We start from the raw sequence: 20,184 nt of genomic DNA on the forward strand, positions 1-20,184 counted from the left end.
GATCAATCGCGTGGGTTCAAGGGGCACGGTCCGTCGTGCCCCTTTCCTTTTGGCCGGCTTTCCGGTGTTTTGGAACAACTTGCGCCTCTCCGGCGAATTTCCTAAATTGAAACTTATGTCAACGGCTTCAACAAACGTTCGCGCGGCATGAGGATCGGCTACGTCCACAGCACGCCGTTTCCGTCGTTGGCCGCGAATGTGGTACAAGTCGTTCAGATGTGTCGGGCGTGGGGCGCGCTCGGGCACCACGTCACCTTGTTTATTCCGCGTGCGGACGCCTACAGCGACTCGGCGGCGGCACTCGCGGCTGCCGCGCAGATGTTCGGCGGAGCGCTGCCCTTTGAGGTGGAATACGTCGCTCGCAAGCGGCTCTGGGGCCGTCTTGATGTGCTGGGCAGTGTGGACGGAACGATCAGCGCCATTCGCGCGCGCAAGCCGGATCTCGTTTACACGCGCAATCCATGGTCTGTCGAGTTTCTTCCCCGCACCGGCACGCCGTTCGTGTTTGAAGCTCACGAAGAGCATGTGCATGTCAAGTCGCATATTCTCGACTTGATGTTGCGCAACATGATTGTCCGCGCCTCTCAACGTCCTTCCTGTGCCTGTGTCGTCGCGATCTCCGCGGCCCTCGCGCGTATTTGGGAAGGCTACGGAGTTCCCCGTTCAAAGCTGCTCGCCGCGCATGACGGCGTGGATGCGGAGCTCTTCGGCCTTGATCTACCCGCCGCCGCTGCTCGCGCCGAATTGAGTTCCGCCGGATTCGCGGGGTTGAGTCCTGCGGGTCGGGTGGTGGTTTACACGGGGGCGCTCCGCGCTGATCGCGGCGTTGATCAGATGCTCCGGGCCGCTCAACGGTTGGACACGCTCACCTTCTTCTTCATCGGTGGCACAGATCAGGAGTTGGCTCAGTGTCGCAAATCGGCGGCTGACCTTGGGCTTCGCAATGTGCACTTCCCCGGACGCGTCGCCCATCGTGAGATTCCCCATTGGCTCGCCGCGGCGGACATCTTGTTGATGATGTGGACCTCGAAAGTTCCGACGATGCGCGGGGCCTCGCCGATGAAGATGTTTGAGTATATGGCGGCGGATCGCCTGATTGTCGGACCGGCATTCCCCACCATTCGCGAAGTCCTCGAGAACGACAAAGACGCGGTGTTGTTCCAGCCGGACGACGCGGAGGCTTTGATCGCCGGTCTTGAACATGCCTGCGCGCTGCTCGACAGCGGAGGAGCCGCTTCGCTCGCCCGCTCCGCGCGCGAGAAAGTCCGGCGCGACTACACCTGGCGCACTCGTTGTCAACGTATTCTCGCGGCGCTGCCGCCGCTCGAAATACCGCTTCACGGATCATGAACATGGATCAGCTTCGTCACGCGCTCGCCTACTCCTTTCTTGACGTCTCGCTCTATCATTATCTGCTCGCTCTGAGCTGTCTGGCCGGCGGCTGGGTCTTGCGGCAGATCTTGATGGGCGCGTTGCGTCACGTCATGCACCTCTCGGCGAAGACCGAGACGGCCATCGATGACATTCTGATCGACGCGATTTCGAAACCGCTGTCGTTGATGTGCTTTGTGCTCGGCGTTTGGGCCGCGATCGAGGTCCTGCCGCTCTCGCCCGAGCTCATCAACTTCGCCCGTTTTGTCCGCGGCGGGGTGAAGGCGGTCACGGTGCTGGTAGTGGTCTGGTTTGCGCTGCGGCTGATCGACCGTTCTACCCGTCACATGCAGGAACGGGCGGTCGAGACCAAGTCGCCGATTCTCGACTTCGTCCCGCTCTTTCGCAAAACCGCGAAGATCTTTCTGGTTCTGATCGGGATTCTGATTATCATTCAGGACCTCGGCTATTCCGTGGCTTCGCTGATCGCCGGACTGGGTCTGGGCGGTCTCGCGCTCGGTCTCGCGGCGAAGGACACGCTGGCAAACTTCTTCGGCAGCGTGGTGATCTTCGTGGATCGCCCGTTCACGCGCGGTGACTGGATCAAGATCGGCGAGCATGACGGTGTGGTGGAAGAGATCAGCATTCGGGTCACTCGGATCCGCACGTTTCAGGACAGCCTGATCACCATCCCCAACGCGCAATTGACCACGACGCCGATCATCAACTGGACGGCCATGCGCAAGCGCCGCGTCAGGTTCTCGATCGACGTGGCCCCCGACACGCCGCCGCGCCTCGTGGAACAAGTCGTGGCGGCGATTCGCGACTGGATCTTATCCGATGCGCGCTTCCTGGCGGACGGCCTTACCGTGGCGGTAACCGCCCTCAACAACTACAGTCTCAACGTGCTGGTGAATGCTTATACCGCCACCGCGGAGTACCCGCCGTTCGTCGCGGCGCAGCAGGACCTCCTGTTGAACGCACTGCGGATTCTGCGCGAGCATGAAATCGCGTTGGCCTTCCCCACGCAGACGCTAAACGTGTCGCATGAGTCCGCCCTGGTTTCCCGGTCGTCCAGCGCGGAGTCATGAGTAGTTCTGCGTCCACGGTCGGCGCCGAACTTCGCCGCCTGCAAGAGTGCCGCGATCAGGGAGTACCGTGGAAACAGTGGGGACCTTATCTCGCGGACCGCCAATGGGGCACGGTGCGTGAAGACTACTCTCCCGACGGCGACGCCTGGGCGTTCTTGCCGCATGATCACGCCCGCAGCAAAGCCTATCGCTGGGGTGAAGACGGCATCGGCGGATTCTCCGATGACGAGCAGACGCTTTGCCTCGGGCTCGCGCTCTGGAACGGCAACGATCCGATCATCAAGGAGCGTTTTTTCGGCTTGACCGGACCCGAAGGGAATCACGGAGAGGATGTCAAGGAATACTACTACTATCTTGACGCCACCCCCTCGCACTCCTATCAACGGCTGCTTTACAAGTATCCGCAACGCGAGTTCCCGTATGCCGAACTCGCGCGGCAGAATCGTCGTCGCACGCGTCAGGAGCACGAGTATGAGTTGATCGACACCGGAATCTTTGCGGATCATCGCTACTTTGACGTTTTTATCGAATACGCCAAAGCCGCGCCGGACGACCTCCTGCTGCGCGTCACGGCCTGGAATCGGGGGCCGGATTCCGCGCGACTCCACCTGCTCCCTCACGTCTGGTTTCGGAATGACCTGACCTGGACTGACGCCACTCGCCGACCCGTGCTGCGCGCCGTCTCCGCGGATTCAATTTCCGTGTATCACCACCGGCTCGGCGAATTCGTCTGCTATCTGGATGGCTCGCCTGACTTGCTGTTCTGCGAGAACGAGACGAATTACCGCCGGCTTTACGGCCTGGATCGGGGCGGTCCGTTTTTCAAGGACGGCATCAACAACTATCTGGTTCACAACCACCGCGCCGCCGTGAATCACGCGGGCGTCGGCACGAAGGCCGCCGCCGGTTACGAACACCGGATCGGCCCCGGGGCCTCGGCGACGATTCACTTGCGCCTGACCCGCGCCGCGCGCTCCGCTCCGTTTGCGGATGTCGCTGCGGTCTTCGATCAGCGCCTGGCTGAGGCCGACGAGTTTTATGACCATATTCACGCGGAGCTGACCGATTCGGACATGCGCCGCGTACAACGACAGGCACTCGCGGGAATGCTCTGGTCCAAGCAGTACTACGCGTACGACGTCACGCGCTGGCTGGAGGGCGACCGCGATCGGCCGCCGCCGCCCGAATCGCGCAAACATGGCCGCAACCGTGACTGGCCGCACGTGAGCGTCGGCGACGTGATTTCCATGCCGGACAAATGGGAGTATCCGTGGTTCGCGGCCTGGGATCTCGCCTTCCATTGCATTCCCTTGGCCATGGTCGATGCCGAATTCGCCAAACAGCAGTTGTTGTTGCTGACGCGGGAATGGTACATGCACCCCAACGGACAGTTGCCGGCCTACGAATGGCAATTCGGTGATGTCAATCCGCCCGTGCACGCCTGGGCGACCTGGCGCGTGTACAAGGTGGACAAGAAGGCCAACGACGGTCGCGGCGATCTCGCTTTTCTGGAGCGCGTGTACCACAAGCTCCTGATGAATTTCACGTGGTGGGTCAACCGCAAGGACGCGGAAGGCAACAACATCTTTCAAGGCGGCTTTCTCGGGCTGGATAACATCGGCGTCTTTGACCGCAGCTCCGCGCTGCCGACCGGCGGGTCGCTCGAACAGTGCGACGGCACGAGCTGGATGGCGATGTACTGCTTGAACATGATGCGCATCGCGCTCGAGCTTTCGCGCGTCAATCCGTCCTATCAGGACATGGCCACCAAGTTCTTCGAGCACTTTCTGCGCGTCGCCGCGGCGCTGGCGAATCTGGGCGGCCAGGGCATCAATTTGTGGGATGAGCGGGATGAGTTCTTCTACGATGTGCTTCACACTCCCGACCACCAGCTCGTTCCCCTCCGGGTTCGTTCCATTGTCGGGTTGATCCCGCTCTTCGCCGTGGAAACACTGGAACCCGACTACCTGCATACGACACCCGCGTTCAAGCAGCGCGTCGAGTGGCTGATGGAGAACCGTCCGGAACTTGCGGACCTCGTCTCACGTTGGGAGCAGACGGGCGCTGGAGATCGTCACTTGCTGTCGCTGCTGCGCGGTCACCGCTTGAAGTGCCTGTTGCGCCGCATGCTCGACGAAAGCGAATTTCTTTCGCCCTATGGAATACGCGCACTCTCCAAGATTCACGAGCGCGAGCCCTATCATTTTCACGCGAACGGAGACACCTTCACGGTCGCCTACCGCCCCGGTGAATCGGACACGGGTCTGTTTGGCGGCAACTCCAATTGGCGCGGCCCGGTTTGGTTTCCGTTGAACTATTTGATCATCGAGTCACTGCAGAAATTCTATCATTATTACGGCCCCGACTTCAAGGTCGAGTGCCCGACGCACTCCGGCAACTACCTGACGATTCTGGAGATCTCCGAAGAGCTGACCCGTCGGCTCGGCACCATCTTCCTGCGCGACGCGAACGGCCGCCGCCCGGTCTTCGGCCACCATGAGCAGTTCCATCACGACCCGCATTTTCGCGATCATGTCCCCTTCTACGAGTATTTCCACGGCGACAATGGCCGGGGCGTCGGCGCGTCCCATCAAACGGGTTGGACCGGCCTGATCGCCAAACTCCTGCATCCACGCAAGGACCGCGAGGACATCCACGCCGAGTCCGCCGGAGGTTCTGCTACATGATGCCATTTGCATAGTGGTCCCTGTTCCTTGTTCCTTGTTCCTTGTTCCTTGTTCCTTGTTCCTTGTTCCTTGTTCCCTGTTCCTTGTTCCTTGTTTCATCCCTCCGCCCTCATCCCTCATCCCTTTCTTCCATGGCCCCTCAGTTCGCCTTCGTCATTCAAGGTCTGAAAAAGTTCTATAATGGTCAGAAGGTCCTCGACGACATCAATCTGGCCTTCTATCCGGGCGCGAAGATCGGCGTCGTCGGTGACAATGGTTCCGGCAAGTCAACACTCCTGCGCATTATGGCCGGCCTTGACAAGGAGTATCAGGGATTGGCCGAACCGCACAAGGGCGTGCGCGCGGTGCTTGTCGCGCAGGAGCCGGACATCGATCTTGCCAAGACGGTTCGTGAAAACGTCGAAGTTGCCTTTGCCAAGGTTCGCGATCTGATCGACCGCTACAACAAACTCGCCGAGGACATGGCCGCCATGGACGGCGACGAGATGGAAAAGGCGCTGGAGAAGATGCAGCGCTTACAGGACGAGATCGAGCAGGTGGATGGCTGGAACCTTGACCATCAGATTGAGGTCGCGTCTGACGCGCTCTTTCTGCCCGACGGCGACACCCCCTCCGCGGTGCTTTCCGGCGGGGAGCGGCGCCGCGTGGCGCTCTGCCAAGCCCTGTTAGAGAAACCCGACATTCTGCTGCTGGACGAGCCGACCAACCACCTCGATGCCGAAACCGTCGAGTGGCTGGAGAAGCAACTCAAGGAGTTTCCCGGCACCGTGATTATCGTCACGCACGACCGCTACTTTCTTGATAATATCACGAAGTGGATTCTCGAACTGGACAACGGTCGCGGGATTCCGTGGGAGGGCAACTACTCCTCGTGGCTCAAGCAGAAGATCGATCAGCTCGACTTGCAGGAAAAGAAGGACACGATCCGCTTGGCCGTACTCAAGCGCGAACTCGCCTGGATCAATCTGAACCAGCGCGACCGTCTGATTGAAAGCCGTAAGCATGTCGAGGAGTACGAGCGTCGTTCCAAGGAACTGTTCGACCTGCACCTGCAATCCATGGACATCCAGATTGCTCCGGGTCCGCGGCTCGGCGAGGTGGTGCTGGAGCTGAAAAACCTCTGCAAGGGCTACTCCGCTGCGCCGCTGATCAAGGACTTTACCATGTCCGTTCCGCCCGGTAGCGTGATCGGCGTCATCGGCCCCAACGGCGTCGGCAAGACCACGCTGTTCCGGCTGCTGACCGGCGAGGAACAACCGGATTCCGGCGACATGCACTTCGGGCAAACGGTGACGCTGTCCTATGTCAGTCAGATGCGCGACGATCTTTCAAATGAGAACACCGTATTCGAGGAGATCACCGGCAACGCCGACACGATTGTGATGGGCGACCGCGAGATTCCGTCACGCGCCTATGTCTCCAAATTTAATTTCCGCGGCACGACGCACCAGAAGAAGGTCGGCTTGCTTTCCGGCGGTGAACGCAATCGCGTTCACCTCGCCAAGCTCTTGAAGATGGGGGGCAATTTTCTCTTGCTCGACGAGCCCTCCAACGATCTCGACGTGACCACGCTCCGCATGCTGGAGAACGCGATTCTCGATTTTCCCGGCTGTGTGATGGTCATCAGCCATGACCGTTTCTTCCTCGATCGCATCTGCACGCACATCCTCGCCTTCGAGGGTAATGGCTACGTGCGCTGGTTTGAGGGGAACTTCCACGCCTATCAGGAACGCCGTCAGCAGGAACTCGGCAGCTTGACGAACCGGCCGCGCCGCAGCATGTACCGCAAGCTCTCGCTCTCCTGAGATGTTGTCGAATCGGCCTCACACACGAGGGTGCCGCTTGGCACCCTCGTCTGCTCTTTGCCGAACCGGGCACTGACCTCCGCCGAGCAGGGATTCCTTCCCTGCCGGAATCTCGCTCAGCCACTGCTTTTCGCCGCGGCATGTGTCTCCACATGCCCGGAATCGGCATCTTCCGCCGAGCAGGGATTCCTTCCCTGCTGGAATTGTCAGAACCACCGAGTGCTTGCCTCGCCGTGCCGGGTCGGGGTCGGCCGCCACCCGCCCGGGATCAGACATCGTCGCACCATCTTATATCATTATAAATAAAATATTAGCTTCCGGAATCCAAAGGGAACCAAACGTAGCCGTTCAACGTTAAATAGTTTGAACCCAAACGAATATGTCCTCTCATTTCAAAGGCCCGGAGCGGGAGCGGCTTGCCCTCGACTCTTTTGTTAAGCTGATGCGCGCGTCGTCGTCGCTGTCCGGGACCATGGTCCGCCAGATCCGGGCACACGGGCTAACCGAACCTCAATTTGCGGTGCTGGAAGTAGTTTACCACGTCGGTCCGCTCCATCAGCACTTGATCTCGGAGAAGTTGCTGATGTCGGGCGGCAACCTCTCGCTGGTGATCGATAATCTGGAAAAGCAGCACCTCATCATTCGCCGCACGAATCCGGCGGATCGCCGTTGCACGAAGATCCACCTCACCGACGCGGGGCGGCAATGGATGGCGGACTACTTTCCGGAGCACGCCGCGTTCATCACTCAGCAAATGGCGGCGCTGACGCCGGAAGAGCAACGCCTGCTCGGACTTCTTTGTCGCAAGCTCGGACTGGCCGCCGCCGCCCTGAGCTCAGAAACTCCACGCGAAACATGATCTCAACCACCATATCCTCATACTCGGAGATTCACCCATGATCCGGAATGTCATTTTCAGCCTGACCGCTATTTCAGCCCTGTCCCTCGCGGCCTTCGCCGGCAGCTGGGACGTCGATCAGGCTCACTCCAAAGTCGGCTTCACCGTCACGCACATGGTGATCTCGACAGTCGATGGTAACTTCGGAATGTACACCGCCAGCGTAAGCTACGATGAGCAGTACCCATCGAGCCTCGCGTTCGAGGCCGCGATCGACGCGTCCTCGGTCAACACGAACAACGAGAAGCGCGACGGTCACCTCAAGTCGCCGGACTTCTTTGATGTCGCCAACTCGCCCACGATCACTTTCAAGTCCACCAAGACCGAAGTCGTCAGTCCGGGGAAGTTTAAGGTAACAGGTGATCTCACGATGCGTGGCGTGACCAAGTCCGTTGTGCTGGATCTCAGCGGCCTCGACAAGATTATCGACACACCGTGGGGCACGCGCAAGACCGCGGCCGTCGCGACCGGCGAAATCAACCGTCACGACTTCAACCTGAAGTGGGACAACGCGTTGCCCGGCGGCGATCTCATCGTCAGCGAAAAGGTGAAATTGAATATCGTCGTCGAACTCGATCAGAAGAAAGAGTAGTCTTCTCGTCACGATCAATCCGGGGCGGGACTCAGCGTCCCGCTCATTTTTTTTCAGGAACCATCATGTCGATCACCGGCCTGCACCACATCACACTCGTCTGTTCCGCTGCCGCCAGGACGCTGGACTTCTACACTCGCGTGCTCGGTTTGCGCACGATCAAATTGACCGTGAATTTCGATGATCCCGCCAGCTATCATCTTTATTTCGGCAACTCCACGGCCGATCCCGGTTCCGCCATCACCTTCTTCGAGTGGCCGCAGGCTCCGCAGGGCCGGCCCGGAATCGGCGGCACCCATCACTTCGCCCTCACGGTCGCGAGCTACCAGTCGTTATTGAAGTGGAAGCGCTACCTGAACGATCTCGGAATTCGCACGCGCGGCCCGTCTGACCACTTCTATTTTCGCTCACTCTATTTCCGTGATCCCGACGGCGTGCGCATCGAGCTGGCGACCACCGATCCCGGTCTGCTCATCGACGAACCCGCGGACCAGCTTGGTACGCACGATTTTCGCGGCGCCTTGTCACCGGTCCCGGACCTCGCCACTGAATCATGGGCGGATCCCGTACCACAGATTACCGCTGACATGTTGCTCACCCGCGGCTTGCATCATATCAGCGCCTACTCCTCCGATCTCAAAGCCACGGATCATTTCTATCGGGTCCTGCTCGGCCTGCATCGCCTGAAGCGGACTGCGGATCGTGACGGGTCCGGTCTCGCCCACTGGTTCTGGGGAGACTCGTCCGGCACGCCCGGCACGCTGATCTCTTATTTCGAACAAGACCCCGCCACCGTCAAGCGCGCGCAAATCGGCATCGGCCAGACCCATCATTTCGCGCTCGGGGTTCCGGACGAAGCCGCCCAGCTGGTCTGGCGACGACGGCTGATCGAGGCCGGACATTCGGTATCGCCCGTCATGGATCGCGTGTATTTCAAGAGTATCTATACCCACGATCCTGACGGACACATCGTGGAGCTCGCCACCATGGGACCCGGCTTCGCCGTTGACGAACCGCTGGAATCTCTCGGTCAATCACTCAAGCTCCCGCCGTGGCTCGAATCGAAGCGCAACCGGATTGAGTCGGTCCTGCGCCCGTTGACTCGCGAGCACGCCCGATGATGAGCAAGCTCACGCTCGAAACCGATGTGCATCGGCACCAACCGCTGCTGACCTCGGGCGACCCGCTCGCCTCAGCCCGGAGCGCCATGCTGCTCCTGCACGGTCGTGGTTCCGATGCGCATGATATCATGGGCCTCGCCGCGGAGCTTTCCACAGCCGGCATGGCCTATCTCGCGCCTCAGGCCGCGAATAACACGTGGTATTCCTACGGCTTTCTCCAGCCGCAATCGCGCAATGAGCCCGCGCTCAGTTCCGCGATCGCGCGGGTCCGCGGCTTGCTCGACTCCGCACGGGAACAAGGCATTCCGACGCAGCGCACCTTCCTCGCCGGGTTTTCGCAAGGCGCCTGTCTCGCGCTCGAGACCGCCGCGCGCGCCGGCTTGCAACTCGGTGGCGTGTTTGCCTTCTCGGGCGGACTGATCGGTTCGGAACTTGATGTCGCCTTGTATTCAGCCGGGCTGACCGGTACCCCGGTATTCATCGGCTGCGACGAGCGCGATCCACACATCCCTGCATCCCGCGTTCGCGCCTCCGGTGAACTGTTGACGACACTGGGCGCAACCGTCACCGTGCGCTTGTATTCTGATCTGGGCCACTCAATCAATCGAGACGAAATCGCAGCCGCGCGCGCCATCCTGCGGACCGCGCTTGTTTAGGTAGCTGAAGGCAGTGCGACGCCGCTACGCATTTCTTTCGTGGCCCCTCAATCCGCGGTTGCAGATCGTACGCGGATTCGTATATTGGAACTATGCGTATCCTGCTCGCCTATTCCGCGCTATGTCTGATCTGGGGCACGACCTATCTTGCGCTCAAAGTTGCGCTGGAAGGCTTCGCGCCCTACTTTATGGGCGGCACGCGATTCCTGCTGGCCGGAATTCTGCTCCTGCCCTCGCTCTTTCGCCGGCAGGCGACGATGCCGGAGGATCGTCGCCAGTTGGGGTTGATCGCACTCAGCGGTCTGCTCATGCTCACGGGTGCGAACGGCCTCGTCAACCTCTCCGAAGTCTATCTCGACTCCGGTCTGACTGCGCTCACCGTATCGACGGCACCCGTCTGGTCGGCATTGATTGGCGGCTGGTTCTTCTCGAAGGACGAGCGCTTTGACAGATGGTCTGCGGTCGGCTGCGGCCTCGCCGTGCTTGGCATGGTCGTTCTGCATCACCATCGCCTGAATCCTGAGCACGTGGAATGGCCGGGCGTGATCGCGGCTTGCGCCGCGCCGGTATTCTGGTCGGTCGGATCATTGATCGCGCGCACGAAAGTCAAGACTCGCGATTTCCTCGTGGCCACGACAATTCAGATGTTCGCGGCGTCCGTCGGCTTCTTCCTGATTTCGTTGCTGCTCGGCGAGTCGTGGCATCCGCAATTAACCGCGCGCGTAGTCAGCTCGATGCTCTACCTGATCGTCGTCGGTTCCGTCGTCGCCTATGCCACGTACGTGTGGCTGCTGAATCATCTCCCCGCCTCCCGCGTCGGCACCTACGCATATGTGAATCCCATCATCGCCTTGATTGTCGGGCATCTGATTCTCAGCGAACCGATTCACAGCGAAGTTTATCCCGCGTCCCTGCTCATTCTCGGCGGTCTTGTGCTGATGTACTATATGCACACTCGCATCTCCGCCCGCGCTGCCGAAGGCTTTCGCCGAGCGGGGACTGCCTCCCCGCCGGAATGATACGTCCGCAGCGGCGTATTTCCGGAGTGCTCCGACTTCGCCGAGCGAGGACTGCCTCCCTGCCGGAATCTGTCGCTGGGAGGCACTTGTCTCCATGTGCCCCCTGTTCTGCGATCACCCTGAGTGCCGTATCTGCTTGATTGCCTGCACGCACAGCGCCGCTCCCATCCCCACGAACGGCAGATAGAACGGAACCACTGGCAAGCGGAACCGCGCCAACCCGCCCACGCCCACAATCAGCATGAAGTAGAGCGCGAACACCGCACACATTGTCAATACACGCGGCAGCCGACTCGCTCGTGTCTCCCAACAACCGCGAAGCGCCGCCGCGTAGCTGACGAATAGAAACAGCGCGGTGATCAGCGCGGCCAGTAACTCGGCCGCGCTTTTCTGTGTGCAGAACGCGGCAAGCTTGTTTCCCATCCCGTGCAAATCCCGCAGCGAAGTCACCGGCAGCCCGAACGATTTCACCAGATCGGCGGTCCCCAGATTCAGAAACGTGAACACCACGCCCTTCCCGTAAGCCGCCGCCATCGTCGCAGGCTCCCGCTGAACGTGGGTCAGTGCCGTGCGCTTCCAGTACTCCGCACGTTGAAATTCACTCAGCGTGGCGGGATCGTCGCCCGCGCTCAGCGCCAGCGAATCCACTTCCGCCATGAGGAGCCGCACCATCGTATCAAAATCCACGCCGCGCTTCGCCGCCTCAACCGGCGCGACGTTCAGCACCAGCAGATTATACGCGCCGGATGTGGAGAGCGCAAACTCACCGAACTGCTGCTGATTCCTCGCCAACCACGGCAGCAGGGCAATCAGAACACCGCCGCACAGCACCGCGCACACAACGAGTCCGCGCCGCAACTCGCGCCGCAACAACACGAGCAGCGCGCCGCCGACCAGAATCGGCAAGTACTGGCCCACCGGGCGAATCAAGGTGTCAACTCCAAGTGCCAGCCCCAGCAGCAGCGCATCGCGCCGGCGATAACCGCCGTCGATCAGTTCGACCGTCAGCCACAGTGCAACCACCAGCACAAACACAAACAGTGTATCGCTGAGCAGCAGCGTACCGTACAGCAGCAGATGCGGATCCAGCGCGTAGAACCACGCCGACCAGGTCGCCGCCGCATCGCCGATCACTCGCCGCAGCGACCGGAACAACAGCGCACACGCGATGGCATCCAACAGCAGTTGCGCGAGCATCGCTGCCCAAGGCCGCTCGCCGGCGATTGCATAAATTCCGGCGACAAACAGCGGGTATCCCGGTGTGCGCAATGCATCCGGCTCCCGTTCAATTCCGCGCGTAAACTTACCGTGTGCCAGCAACGTGACCGCCAAATCGTGATAGCCGGGCGAATCGTTGTTGAGATCGAGCTGCTGCTTGGTTGTCAGGGTCCACGGATGCACCGCCACAAAGAACAGCAGTCGCGCCGCCAGGGCCACACAAAGGATGGTGAGCACAGCGCGAGTCGTCGATTGGGTAAGCGGGGTCGGTATCATCTCGCGGACAAGATACGCAAATCTCATTGAAAATTCAACAGCAGAGACCCGCGGCAAGCGCGGGTCTCTGGAGTCATTTGCGCGGTCTGGAGGCGATTACGGCTGATACGCCGTCACCGTGTAAAAGCCCGTCGCCATCGGCGCGGACGCATCCACGTAGGTCGAGTCCATGGTCGTCGTGATCAGATTGGAGGGGATGACTTGGACGTCTGGAGTAGGGGCGCGATATACCCGATATTCCGTCGCACCCGTAATCCCGTGCCACCGCAGCCGCGCCCCGGCCGCCGAGTAGTACACGTTCAAGTGTTGCGGCGCGGCGGGCGGCGTCCCCATCGTGAATCGCCACACCGGGCCGGGCGTCACACCGGACGCATTGCGTTCGTCGATCCGCCAGAAGTACGTGGTCGTCGGCGCCAGCGCATCCGGCGGATCCCACGTCGTCCCCGTTTGATTGGTCACCAGCGCCGGTGGATTGCTCGCGCCGAAATACACGTCGTGCGATTCCGCGCCTGCGCCCGCAGTCCAACTCAGGATAATCGGCTCACCGAGATTCGTCGCAAGATCGGTGGGGAGCGGATTAGACGCCGGATCGGGCAAGTTACTCGCGGCCTCACTCGAGATCAACACCAGCGTGGTATTCTGGCCGCTGTAGCTGCCTTGCAGTGCGCCGCAGTAAAGTCGCACCGTGCCCGTTCCGGTAGCCGGTGCCTGCCAATTGAACGTGCCCGACGTGCGGTTGTTGCTCGAAAAGTGCACGCCGTTCGTCTCGCCGGACACATTGTACGTGGAAGTACTCGTACCCGCGGTGATCACTCCCGCATTGTTGGTCCCGGTTCCAATTCTGCAGGACGCGTTGAAATTCGAAATACTCGAACCGGACAATCGTTCGATGGTGAGCAAATAGCTCTGTCCCGGTACGTAGGCCGCGGGAAATCCGGAAATCTGCACGGTTCCACTACCACCGCCATGACAGGATGCGGCGCACGTCTGCCGACTTGGAGCGCCGGAGCGGCCGGTATAGTTTGCGTGCGAATAGCCGTCCGTAAAGAACAGACCCAGGGTCAAGCAGACGATGAAGACTCGCATATCCGGTGGCGGTGACGTAGTTGTCGGATGCCATCCGCATCCGTTCGGCGGTTCGGGCGATGCAGCATCATCCGCCGCAATCCCGTAATAAGGAAGATAATCATTCTGATTCATGAATCAAGCGCAGGATCTGACGGTTTCGACACTGCGCGCAGGCTCGACATTGCACTATTCTTCACAAAATCAGTAATTCGGACAAAGCGAGTCCGGTTTGGGTTAGGTGCGAAATAAGCACTCCTGCACGGTATTGGCCTCCTCCGCCCCGTGATTCCAAGCGGGTCGAGCGGGCGCCTCATGTCCTACGGGTGGGCACCGGCAGCACCGAATCTCCGGCAAGCGCAAGCCTTCTGGGACGTCTTCTTCCAATGGCAGCGCGTCAAATTCAAACTATTCGCGTCACACCCCTTGACAAGCTCAGTTTTTTTCTACTACTACTAGTCCCCGTCCGATAACATGGTATGACTAACCCAAAGGGAGTTAAACCATGAAGAACACTCATCTTGTCTTCGCGCGATTAGCGTTCGCCGTAATCGGAGTTGGTGCAATCCTCATCACCGAGGACGCTCGCGCACAGGGCTGCGGCTTTACCGCCGAACTTGCGGACTGCTTCTGCTCCGCTATCGCCGGCTGTCCAACAAACGACGACAGCTGCGCGTCCAAACAATTCACACCGCCATGCACGGGCATGTACACACTGGCGGGATTGATTGACTGTGCTGATGACGATTGCGAGGACTACAACTTCTGCATCAGTATCTACAACGGCGCAACGCCGGTCTATTCATGCGTGGTGGGACCGACTTGCGATTGTGCCGAGACCTGCGGCGGCGGCGTAGGTCAAGTCTGCTTGACCGGAAACACAAGGTATTCACTTTACGTCTGCCTGACTCCATGTGACATTAGTGGCCAATGTCCTCCGAGTTCAGGGGAGTGTTGTGCGACCGCCACGCTGACCTTCTACACTGCTGTCGTCAGTTGCCCTTGATGATCGCGTTTCTGCTCATCTCGATGTGCTGCTGCATCGGACTCGCGTACCCGCGAGTCCTGCGTGTCCCCCTTGAGATTCCGACCATCCAAGCGGCACTGGACTCGACAAGTTCCGGAGATACGGTGCTCGTGGGAATGCACGAGTACTATGAAGCCCTGCTCGCCCCCGCACACACGTTCTATTTGCTGGGGGACGTGGCGCCCGACACCGGCGACTTTGCGCGCCCCACGGTTGATCCATCGCTGATGACGGACCCGGTGCCTCGTGGCTGTCTGACAATCCCTGATGGAGCCGACGCGATCGTGCGTAACTTCCGCTTTCGCACGCGTACCAGCATCGCTGAGCGCGCCCATCACTCGGGCATCGTCTGTGGTGAAGCTCACGCTGTGTTTGAATATTGCGTCATGGAATCCCTCCGAACCGGGCTTCGCGCCATTGCGGCCGGCAGCACGCTGATCAGTCTCGATCATTGCATTTTCCGCGCGGATAGCTTCTATTGCATTTACGCGCATCAAACGACCGTCACCGCCGACTATTGCGATTTTTCGGGTCCCGATATCTACCAACTGCTTTGCGGGAGCGGGTCGCGGATCACGAACTGCCATTTTCGCGATGGAGATCACACACTGCTGGGCATTGGTGGTATCGACGTAGTGGTCCGGGGTTGTGTATTCGGCCCGTCGCCCCCCCTCAACTTTCCTGCACTGGTCTGCGACAACTTCGGTGGATCAATTATCGACAACGTGTTCTCCAACCTCCAACAAGGGCAGGAAGTACTCGGCGTTACCATCGACTGCGCCCAGCCACTGCGAATAACGGGCAATACTTTCTATCAGAATCGCGGTGCGATCATGCAGCCGCGGGCCCAAATCCGGTTTTCCTGCCTCGACGGCGATCAGTTGCAACCCGTTGTTCTGGAGCGAAATGTGCTCGCCGCTTGTTCGGTGAATGGGCTAAGCAAAGCACTCTCAATCGTCGCCGGAGTGCGAGCCTTTCGCAACCGAATCTCAGATATGCAACCACCACGCGTCCCCGCCGTACATTCGAACACGACGGATTCAGTGGTGTTTCGCGAGAATGTTTTCATGAATAACGGATTCGGAATGACCCTCTGGAACGGTGAGATCGACGCGCGCTGGAACTACTGGGGCGACTCGACCGGGCCGTTTCATCCGGACTTGAATCCCGGTGGGCTGGGTGATGAAGTCAGCGACTTTGTGCTGTTCGAGCCATGGCATCCGGACACGAGCTTTCTCGATCTGCCCGATCCGCGCGCGCCATCGCCGACGGAGTTCTCGCTCTCAGTATATCCCAATCCATTCAACGGGCACACGCGGATTCGCTTCGTCGCTCCCGAGCCGGGCGTCTATTCGTTGGAACTCTTTGATCTGCTGGGCCGCCGGGTTGCCGAAATCTGGAACGGCCCATCCATCGCCACGCGCGAGATTCACTTCGACGCGTCGATGCTGAGTTCAGGAATCTATTTCGTCAGAGCGAAAGACGCGATCTTCAACCGCCCGCTGGCCACGCAGAAGCTCGTGCTCCTGCGCTGAGCATCACTCTCGCGAACTTGTACACAATGGACAAGGCGGGTCGTCCACACAAGGGACGACCCGCCTCGTTTTCGCGCCAACCAATCGTTACGGCTGGTTTGCCGTCACGGCATAGTAGTACCTGAATGAACCGAGCGACGTGGAATCCACATATCCCGTGTCCGCGGTCGAAGCAAGATAGTACAGCGGCAATACTTGCACGTCCGGCACGATATCCCGATAGACCCTATACTCGGGCACACCCGACACGGGACTCCAGCTCAGCTTCGCGAGCAGGTTCACCGGCTGAACCACGAGATGCATTGGCGCAGCAGGTGGAATCGGGTTGATCGTGGCAAACTCCCACACGTCGCCGGGTGTAACGCCGGCGGCGTTGCGCTCATCGATTCGCCAGTAGTAGGTGACTCCCAGACCAAGATCACCCGGCGGATCGTAACTCGTTGCCACCTGATTACCGCTGTAGTCCGGTGGATTCGTGGCCCCGAAATACACGTCATGCGAACTTGCCAGCGGGTCAGCGGTCCACGCGAGTGTGGTCGTTATCGCCACGTCTCCGGCATGGTTCGCCGGCAGCGGATTCGTGGCGATACCCGGCAGCAATGGCGCCTCGTTGGACACCAGCACGAGGGTCGTGTTTTCACCGTCGATATCGGTTTGCAATGCTCCGCAGTACAGCCGTACCGTGCCTGCTCCCGCGGCTGGAGCCTGCCAGTTGAACGTTCCGGAGGCCAAGTCGCCGGTCGTGAAATGGACTCCGTTCGTTTCACCCGTGACGTTATAAACCACCGTACTCGTCCCTGCCGTGATTACACCGGCATTGGTCGCGCCCGTACCGAGTCGGCACGACGCATTGAAATTCACGATCGTTCCGCCGGACAATCTCGCGATTGTGAGCAGATAAGTCTGGCCGGGAGTGTATGTCGCCGGAAACCCGCTGATCTGCACCGTTCCGTTCGCGGGCACGACCCCGTGGCAGGAACTCGCGCAGGTATTTCTTCCCGGCGCGCCCGAGCGTCCCGTATAGTTTGCATGCGCGAACACATTCGCCGCCAACACCGAAATCGACAACGCAACCAGTGCTATCCTGATCATCTTCAACGTCCTTTCCGCAGTTAAACCCTCATCATTTGCAGTATCCCTTGTTCATCGTACAGCGCGGATATCCGTCGAAGTTCTCGTGAAATTCTTCACAATCGAACGTGGAAGCGTCCGTCTTGGCAAGTCCAGGCGCTATCTTCATCATCGCACGGATAATCCGTACATCGAGTCCTTTGTCCGGCATTGTGCGCTGTACTTGACCATGAATATAACACTTCGCCATCGCTTGTCAATGGGTAGGACCGCAGAGCGGCGGAAAGGTGCAGCCGAGCGGATTGCGTTATTTTTCACAATATCAGCAAATCCGCCCGGCGAGGTCTAATTGTGCGGCTCGTTCTTCCGTCGGACGGGGTCAGTATGCCTCTCGCGGGGGCAAAACGAAGCCCGCGATTTTTCGCGGGCTTCATGGTTTCGCAGGTGGGTGCGGGAGCTCAGGCGGCGGCCACGAGCGCATCGACCCGACTCTTCAGCGCTGCTTTGGGCATTGCGCCGACGACGCGATCGACGAGTTCACCGTTTTTGAAGAAGAGCATCGTGGGGATCGACTGAATGCCGAATTGCCGGGCGATGCCGTGATTATTATCGACATCCACCTTGGCAAAGCTGACTCGCCCCGCGTATTCGGTGGCCAGCTCCTTGACGATCGGCGCGATCATGCGGCAGGGGCCGCACCAGTCGGCATACGCATCTACGACCAGCATCGAGTGCGATTTGAGCGCATTCGGAAATTCCGCATCGGTCATGTGCAAGACATCCGACGCCACGGTTTCGTTCGACATGAGCGGGTTAAGAGTTAAGGTTCAATCAAGAGATCTTCAACAGGCCCTTGATCTTGTCTTCGAAGTAAGACTTGGGATGATAGCCCACGACCTTCTCGACGATCTCACCCTGTTGATTAATAATATAGGTGGTAGGGATTGACGGCGGCGAGCCGAACAATGCCTGAGTTTCCTGATTGAAGATGCCACTGATGTAGGAGATCTTCATGTCATCGGTGAACTTCTTCACGGCGGGCGTACCCTGGCGGGCGAAGGCGACCCCGGCAATGACGAGTCCCTTGTCTTTGTAGGAGTTGTAGAGTTCCACGAACTCGGGAATGCCCTTGCGGCAGGGGCCGCACCAGGTATCCCAGAAGTCAACGATCACGACTTTGCCGAAGTTCTCGCGCATATTGATCGTGGCGCCGTTCACATCGACCATGGTGAAATTCAGGTTCTTAGCGTCCGCCGGGATAGCGGCTTTCTTGGCCGTTTCGCCCGAGCAGCCGACCGAGGCCATCAGTAGCAGAGCCAGTGAGAGCGCGGCGATCTTCCGCATCTTGTCTCCTTGGAAAATGAATGAAATCAATTGCATCGCGTGCACTCCTCCTGAGGAATGTAATCTATGAACGAGGATCTATTGTGAACGGTTCCATGGGCGACGGGGACGGGTCGCGAAGCGTGGTGTTGGCCGAACCGCTTCCGGCGGGGTGGGAGACTCCGCTCGGGGTGACTCTCCGATCCGGCGGCGCGAGGACCCGCGGCCCGGCGGGGTCGGTAGCCCTGCTGGGCAAAGCGACCGCTATGAGAAATTCGAGTGGGCGATGAACTGCCGTTCGAGCCGAGGCGAGAGCCAAGTCGGCAGCTCGTAGGCCAAGGCACCGATCAGCGGGGCAAGCTCGTAGAGGTAGAGTGTGGAGTCGCCCTGCTTGCCCCAGAACACGACTTCTTCGCCGACCTCCGGTTTGCCCGTGCCGCAGAAGACGAAGCTTGCATCGCGACCCATGACGCCGACGAGTGGCACCCGTTTGCCGCGAAAGAGGACCGGAGCCTGCCCGGCGAAGGAACGCGGATAGCTGACGCCGAATCCGAGCGCGACCTCCGCACCCCAACCATCGGCCGGCGCGCGCCAGATTAAAGCGGTGGGAAATCCATGTCCACGCTTGACGCGTTGCACGCGGCGGATGCGACCCGCGAGAGTCATCACGGGTTGCAGCGGCAACGCGTCGCTAACTTCCGAGGTTGTCGGTTGACCATAGAGCGCGATGCCGGTGCGCACGAGATTTCCGGGAACATCCGGAATCGCCAGCGCGGCGGCGGAATTCGCGAGGTGAATCCAGCGCGGCTGTATTCCGAGCTTCGCGGCGCGGGCGACGATACGATTGAAGACGGCGATTTGCGCGCGTCCCTTCCGCTCATCCTGCGGACCGCTGTAGCCGAGATGCGAGTAGATCGCGCAGACGTTGAGCTCACGCATCGCGGCGATTCTCGGCAACGCCCAGTCCGCGTCGTGCTCGGGAATGCCGACACGACCGAGGCCGGTATCGAACTTCACGTGCGTGGGGATTCGCATTCCCCGGTTTCGTGCGACCGCGGCCAAGTATTCGACTTTGTACCAGCTCGTGGCGGCGGCTTCGAGATTATAATCGAGAAAGAGCTTAACGGGTTTGCCGACCCAGTCGGTCATGACGAGAATCGGCTGCGGGATTCCGGCTTTGCGGAGTTCGACTCCTTCGTCGGGCGAGCTGACACCGAAGGCGGTAACCCCGGCGGCGGCGAGCACGCGTGCGCACGGCACGAGGCCGTGCCCATAGCCGTTCCATTTGACCACCGCGAGCAGTCCGCGCGGTGAAACGCGCTCAAGCAGCAGCTGGGTGTTGATGCGCAGAGCATCGAGATCGATGCGGGCGACGGGATGTAGATCGAGGCTGCCTGACGAGATCACAAACCGGAATGTACGCAGTTTC

At 60.0% G+C, this 20,184-nt stretch carries 17 protein-coding genes; 11 read left to right on the forward strand and 6 right to left on the reverse strand.

Features of this window, described 5'->3' with window-relative positions; genetic code table 11:
- The first annotated feature begins 147 nt into the window (after positions 1-147).
- The 9 genes from HZB60_10210 (at position 148) to HZB60_10250 (ending at position 11,240) form a co-directional block, all read left to right on the forward strand.
- Positions 148-1,350, forward strand: coding sequence for a glycosyltransferase (locus HZB60_10210; protein ID MBI5060138.1), 1,203 nt, complete (start codon positions 148-150; stop codon positions 1,348-1,350).
- Positions 1,351-1,352: 2 nt separating this feature from the next.
- A complete protein-coding gene (locus HZB60_10215; GenBank protein ID MBI5060139.1) occupies positions 1,353-2,462 on the forward strand; it encodes a mechanosensitive ion channel family protein in 1,110 nt (369 codons plus the stop codon).
- Positions 2,459-5,149, forward strand: coding sequence for a glucosidase (locus tag HZB60_10220; GenBank protein MBI5060140.1), 2,691 nt, complete (start codon positions 2,459-2,461; stop codon positions 5,147-5,149). Before HZB60_10215 ends, HZB60_10220 begins: the two co-directional genes overlap by 4 nt.
- Before the next feature lie 131 nt (positions 5,150-5,280).
- Positions 5,281-6,954 (forward strand): energy-dependent translational throttle protein EttA, encoded by a 1,674-nt coding sequence (ettA, locus tag HZB60_10225; protein MBI5060141.1) that lies wholly within the window; start codon positions 5,281-5,283, stop codon positions 6,952-6,954.
- 379 nt (positions 6,955-7,333) lie between these two features.
- Positions 7,334-7,813 (forward strand): MarR family transcriptional regulator, encoded by a 480-nt coding sequence (locus HZB60_10230; GenBank protein ID MBI5060142.1) that lies wholly within the window; start codon positions 7,334-7,336, stop codon positions 7,811-7,813.
- A gap of 37 nt (positions 7,814-7,850) precedes the next feature.
- Complete coding sequence (locus HZB60_10235) at positions 7,851-8,444, forward strand: YceI family protein (GenBank protein ID MBI5060143.1); 594 nt, start codon at positions 7,851-7,853, stop codon at positions 8,442-8,444.
- Between the two features lie 65 nt (positions 8,445-8,509).
- Positions 8,510-9,565: a VOC family protein gene (locus HZB60_10240; protein ID MBI5060144.1), complete on the forward strand. Its 1,056-nt coding sequence runs from the start codon at positions 8,510-8,512 to the stop codon at positions 9,563-9,565.
- Positions 9,565-10,221 (forward strand): dienelactone hydrolase family protein, encoded by a 657-nt coding sequence (locus tag HZB60_10245; GenBank protein MBI5060145.1) that lies wholly within the window; start codon positions 9,565-9,567, stop codon positions 10,219-10,221. Before HZB60_10240 ends, HZB60_10245 begins: the two co-directional genes overlap by 1 nt.
- Positions 10,222-10,313: 92 nt before the next feature.
- Positions 10,314-11,240 carry an EamA family transporter gene (locus HZB60_10250; protein MBI5060146.1) on the forward strand — a complete coding sequence of 309 codons (927 nt, stop codon included), beginning with the start codon at positions 10,314-10,316 and terminating at the stop codon, positions 11,238-11,240.
- Positions 11,241-11,354: 114 nt separating this feature from the next.
- On the opposite strand, the gene HZB60_10255 is transcribed toward HZB60_10250, so the two are convergent.
- Both HZB60_10255 and HZB60_10260 read right to left on the reverse strand, forming a co-directional pair.
- The gene (locus tag HZB60_10255; GenBank protein MBI5060147.1) at positions 11,355-12,761 is read right to left on the reverse strand and encodes a glycosyltransferase family 39 protein; all 1,407 of its coding nucleotides are present in this window, start codon (positions 12,759-12,761) and stop codon (positions 11,355-11,357) included.
- Between the two features lie 69 nt (positions 12,762-12,830).
- A complete protein-coding gene (locus tag HZB60_10260; GenBank protein ID MBI5060148.1) occupies positions 12,831-13,934 on the reverse strand; it encodes a hypothetical protein in 1,104 nt (367 codons plus the stop codon).
- A 370-nt stretch (positions 13,935-14,304) separates the two neighbouring features.
- Here HZB60_10260 and HZB60_10265 point away from each other — a divergent pair, with 370 nt between their 5' ends.
- A complete protein-coding gene (locus HZB60_10265) occupies positions 14,305-14,805 on the forward strand; it encodes a hypothetical protein (protein ID MBI5060149.1) in 501 nt (166 codons plus the stop codon).
- Positions 14,805-16,361, forward strand: coding sequence for a T9SS type A sorting domain-containing protein (locus HZB60_10270; protein MBI5060150.1), 1,557 nt, complete (start codon positions 14,805-14,807; stop codon positions 16,359-16,361). The genes HZB60_10265 and HZB60_10270 overlap by 1 nt, the downstream gene beginning before the upstream one ends.
- Before the next feature lie 87 nt (positions 16,362-16,448).
- Here HZB60_10270 and HZB60_10275 read toward each other — a convergent pair whose 3' ends face one another.
- The 4 genes from HZB60_10275 to alr all read right to left on the reverse strand — a co-directional run bounded on the left by HZB60_10275 (position 16,449) and on the right by alr (position 20,162).
- On the reverse strand, positions 16,449-17,453 hold the full coding sequence (locus HZB60_10275; protein ID MBI5060151.1) for a hypothetical protein: 1,005 nt from the start codon (positions 17,451-17,453) through the stop codon (positions 16,449-16,451).
- A gap of 437 nt (positions 17,454-17,890) precedes the next feature.
- Positions 17,891-18,238, reverse strand: coding sequence for a thioredoxin (trxA, locus tag HZB60_10280; protein MBI5060152.1), 348 nt, complete (start codon positions 18,236-18,238; stop codon positions 17,891-17,893).
- 25 nt (positions 18,239-18,263) lie between these two features.
- Positions 18,264-18,776: a TlpA family protein disulfide reductase gene (locus tag HZB60_10285; protein MBI5060153.1), complete on the reverse strand. Its 513-nt coding sequence runs from the start codon at positions 18,774-18,776 to the stop codon at positions 18,264-18,266.
- A gap of 243 nt (positions 18,777-19,019) precedes the next feature.
- Complete coding sequence (alr, locus tag HZB60_10290) at positions 19,020-20,162, reverse strand: alanine racemase (protein ID MBI5060154.1); 1,143 nt, start codon at positions 20,160-20,162, stop codon at positions 19,020-19,022.
- Positions 20,163-20,184 lie beyond the last annotated feature (22 nt).

The sequence above is a fragment of the candidate division KSB1 bacterium genome, assembly GCA_016214895.1.
GTDB lineage: Bacteria > Electryoneota > RPQS01 > RPQS01 > RPQS01 > JACRMR01.

What these genes read in the sequence shown, in the direction of transcription:
- HZB60_10210 (MBI5060138.1), top strand. Translation starts at nt 148, where the DNA reads ATGAGGATCGGCTACGTCCACAGCACGCCGTTTCCGTCGTTGGCCGCG.
- HZB60_10215 (MBI5060139.1), top strand. Translation starts at nt 1,353, where the DNA reads ATGGATCAGCTTCGTCACGCGCTCGCCTACTCCTTTCTTGACGTCTCG.
- HZB60_10220 (MBI5060140.1), top strand. Translation starts at nt 2,459, where the DNA reads ATGAGTAGTTCTGCGTCCACGGTCGGCGCCGAACTTCGCCGCCTGCAA.
- ettA (MBI5060141.1), top strand. Translation starts at nt 5,281, where the DNA reads ATGGCCCCTCAGTTCGCCTTCGTCATTCAAGGTCTGAAAAAGTTCTAT.
- HZB60_10230 (MBI5060142.1), top strand. Translation starts at nt 7,334, where the DNA reads ATGTCCTCTCATTTCAAAGGCCCGGAGCGGGAGCGGCTTGCCCTCGAC.
- HZB60_10235 (MBI5060143.1), top strand. Translation starts at nt 7,851, where the DNA reads ATGATCCGGAATGTCATTTTCAGCCTGACCGCTATTTCAGCCCTGTCC.
- HZB60_10240 (MBI5060144.1), top strand. Translation starts at nt 8,510, where the DNA reads ATGTCGATCACCGGCCTGCACCACATCACACTCGTCTGTTCCGCTGCC.
- HZB60_10245 (MBI5060145.1), top strand. Translation starts at nt 9,565, where the DNA reads ATGAGCAAGCTCACGCTCGAAACCGATGTGCATCGGCACCAACCGCTG.
- HZB60_10250 (MBI5060146.1), top strand. Translation starts at nt 10,314, where the DNA reads ATGCGTATCCTGCTCGCCTATTCCGCGCTATGTCTGATCTGGGGCACG.
- HZB60_10255 (MBI5060147.1), bottom strand. Translation starts at nt 12,761, where the DNA reads ATGAGATTTGCGTATCTTGTCCGCGAGATGATACCGACCCCGCTTACC.
- HZB60_10260 (MBI5060148.1), bottom strand. Translation starts at nt 13,934, where the DNA reads ATGAATCAGAATGATTATCTTCCTTATTACGGGATTGCGGCGGATGAT.
- HZB60_10265 (MBI5060149.1), top strand. Translation starts at nt 14,305, where the DNA reads ATGAAGAACACTCATCTTGTCTTCGCGCGATTAGCGTTCGCCGTAATC.
- HZB60_10270 (MBI5060150.1), top strand. Translation starts at nt 14,805, where the DNA reads ATGATCGCGTTTCTGCTCATCTCGATGTGCTGCTGCATCGGACTCGCG.
- HZB60_10275 (MBI5060151.1), bottom strand. Translation starts at nt 17,453, where the DNA reads ATGATCAGGATAGCACTGGTTGCGTTGTCGATTTCGGTGTTGGCGGCG.
- trxA (MBI5060152.1), bottom strand. Translation starts at nt 18,238, where the DNA reads ATGTCGAACGAAACCGTGGCGTCGGATGTCTTGCACATGACCGATGCG.
- HZB60_10285 (MBI5060153.1), bottom strand. Translation starts at nt 18,776, where the DNA reads ATGCGGAAGATCGCCGCGCTCTCACTGGCTCTGCTACTGATGGCCTCG.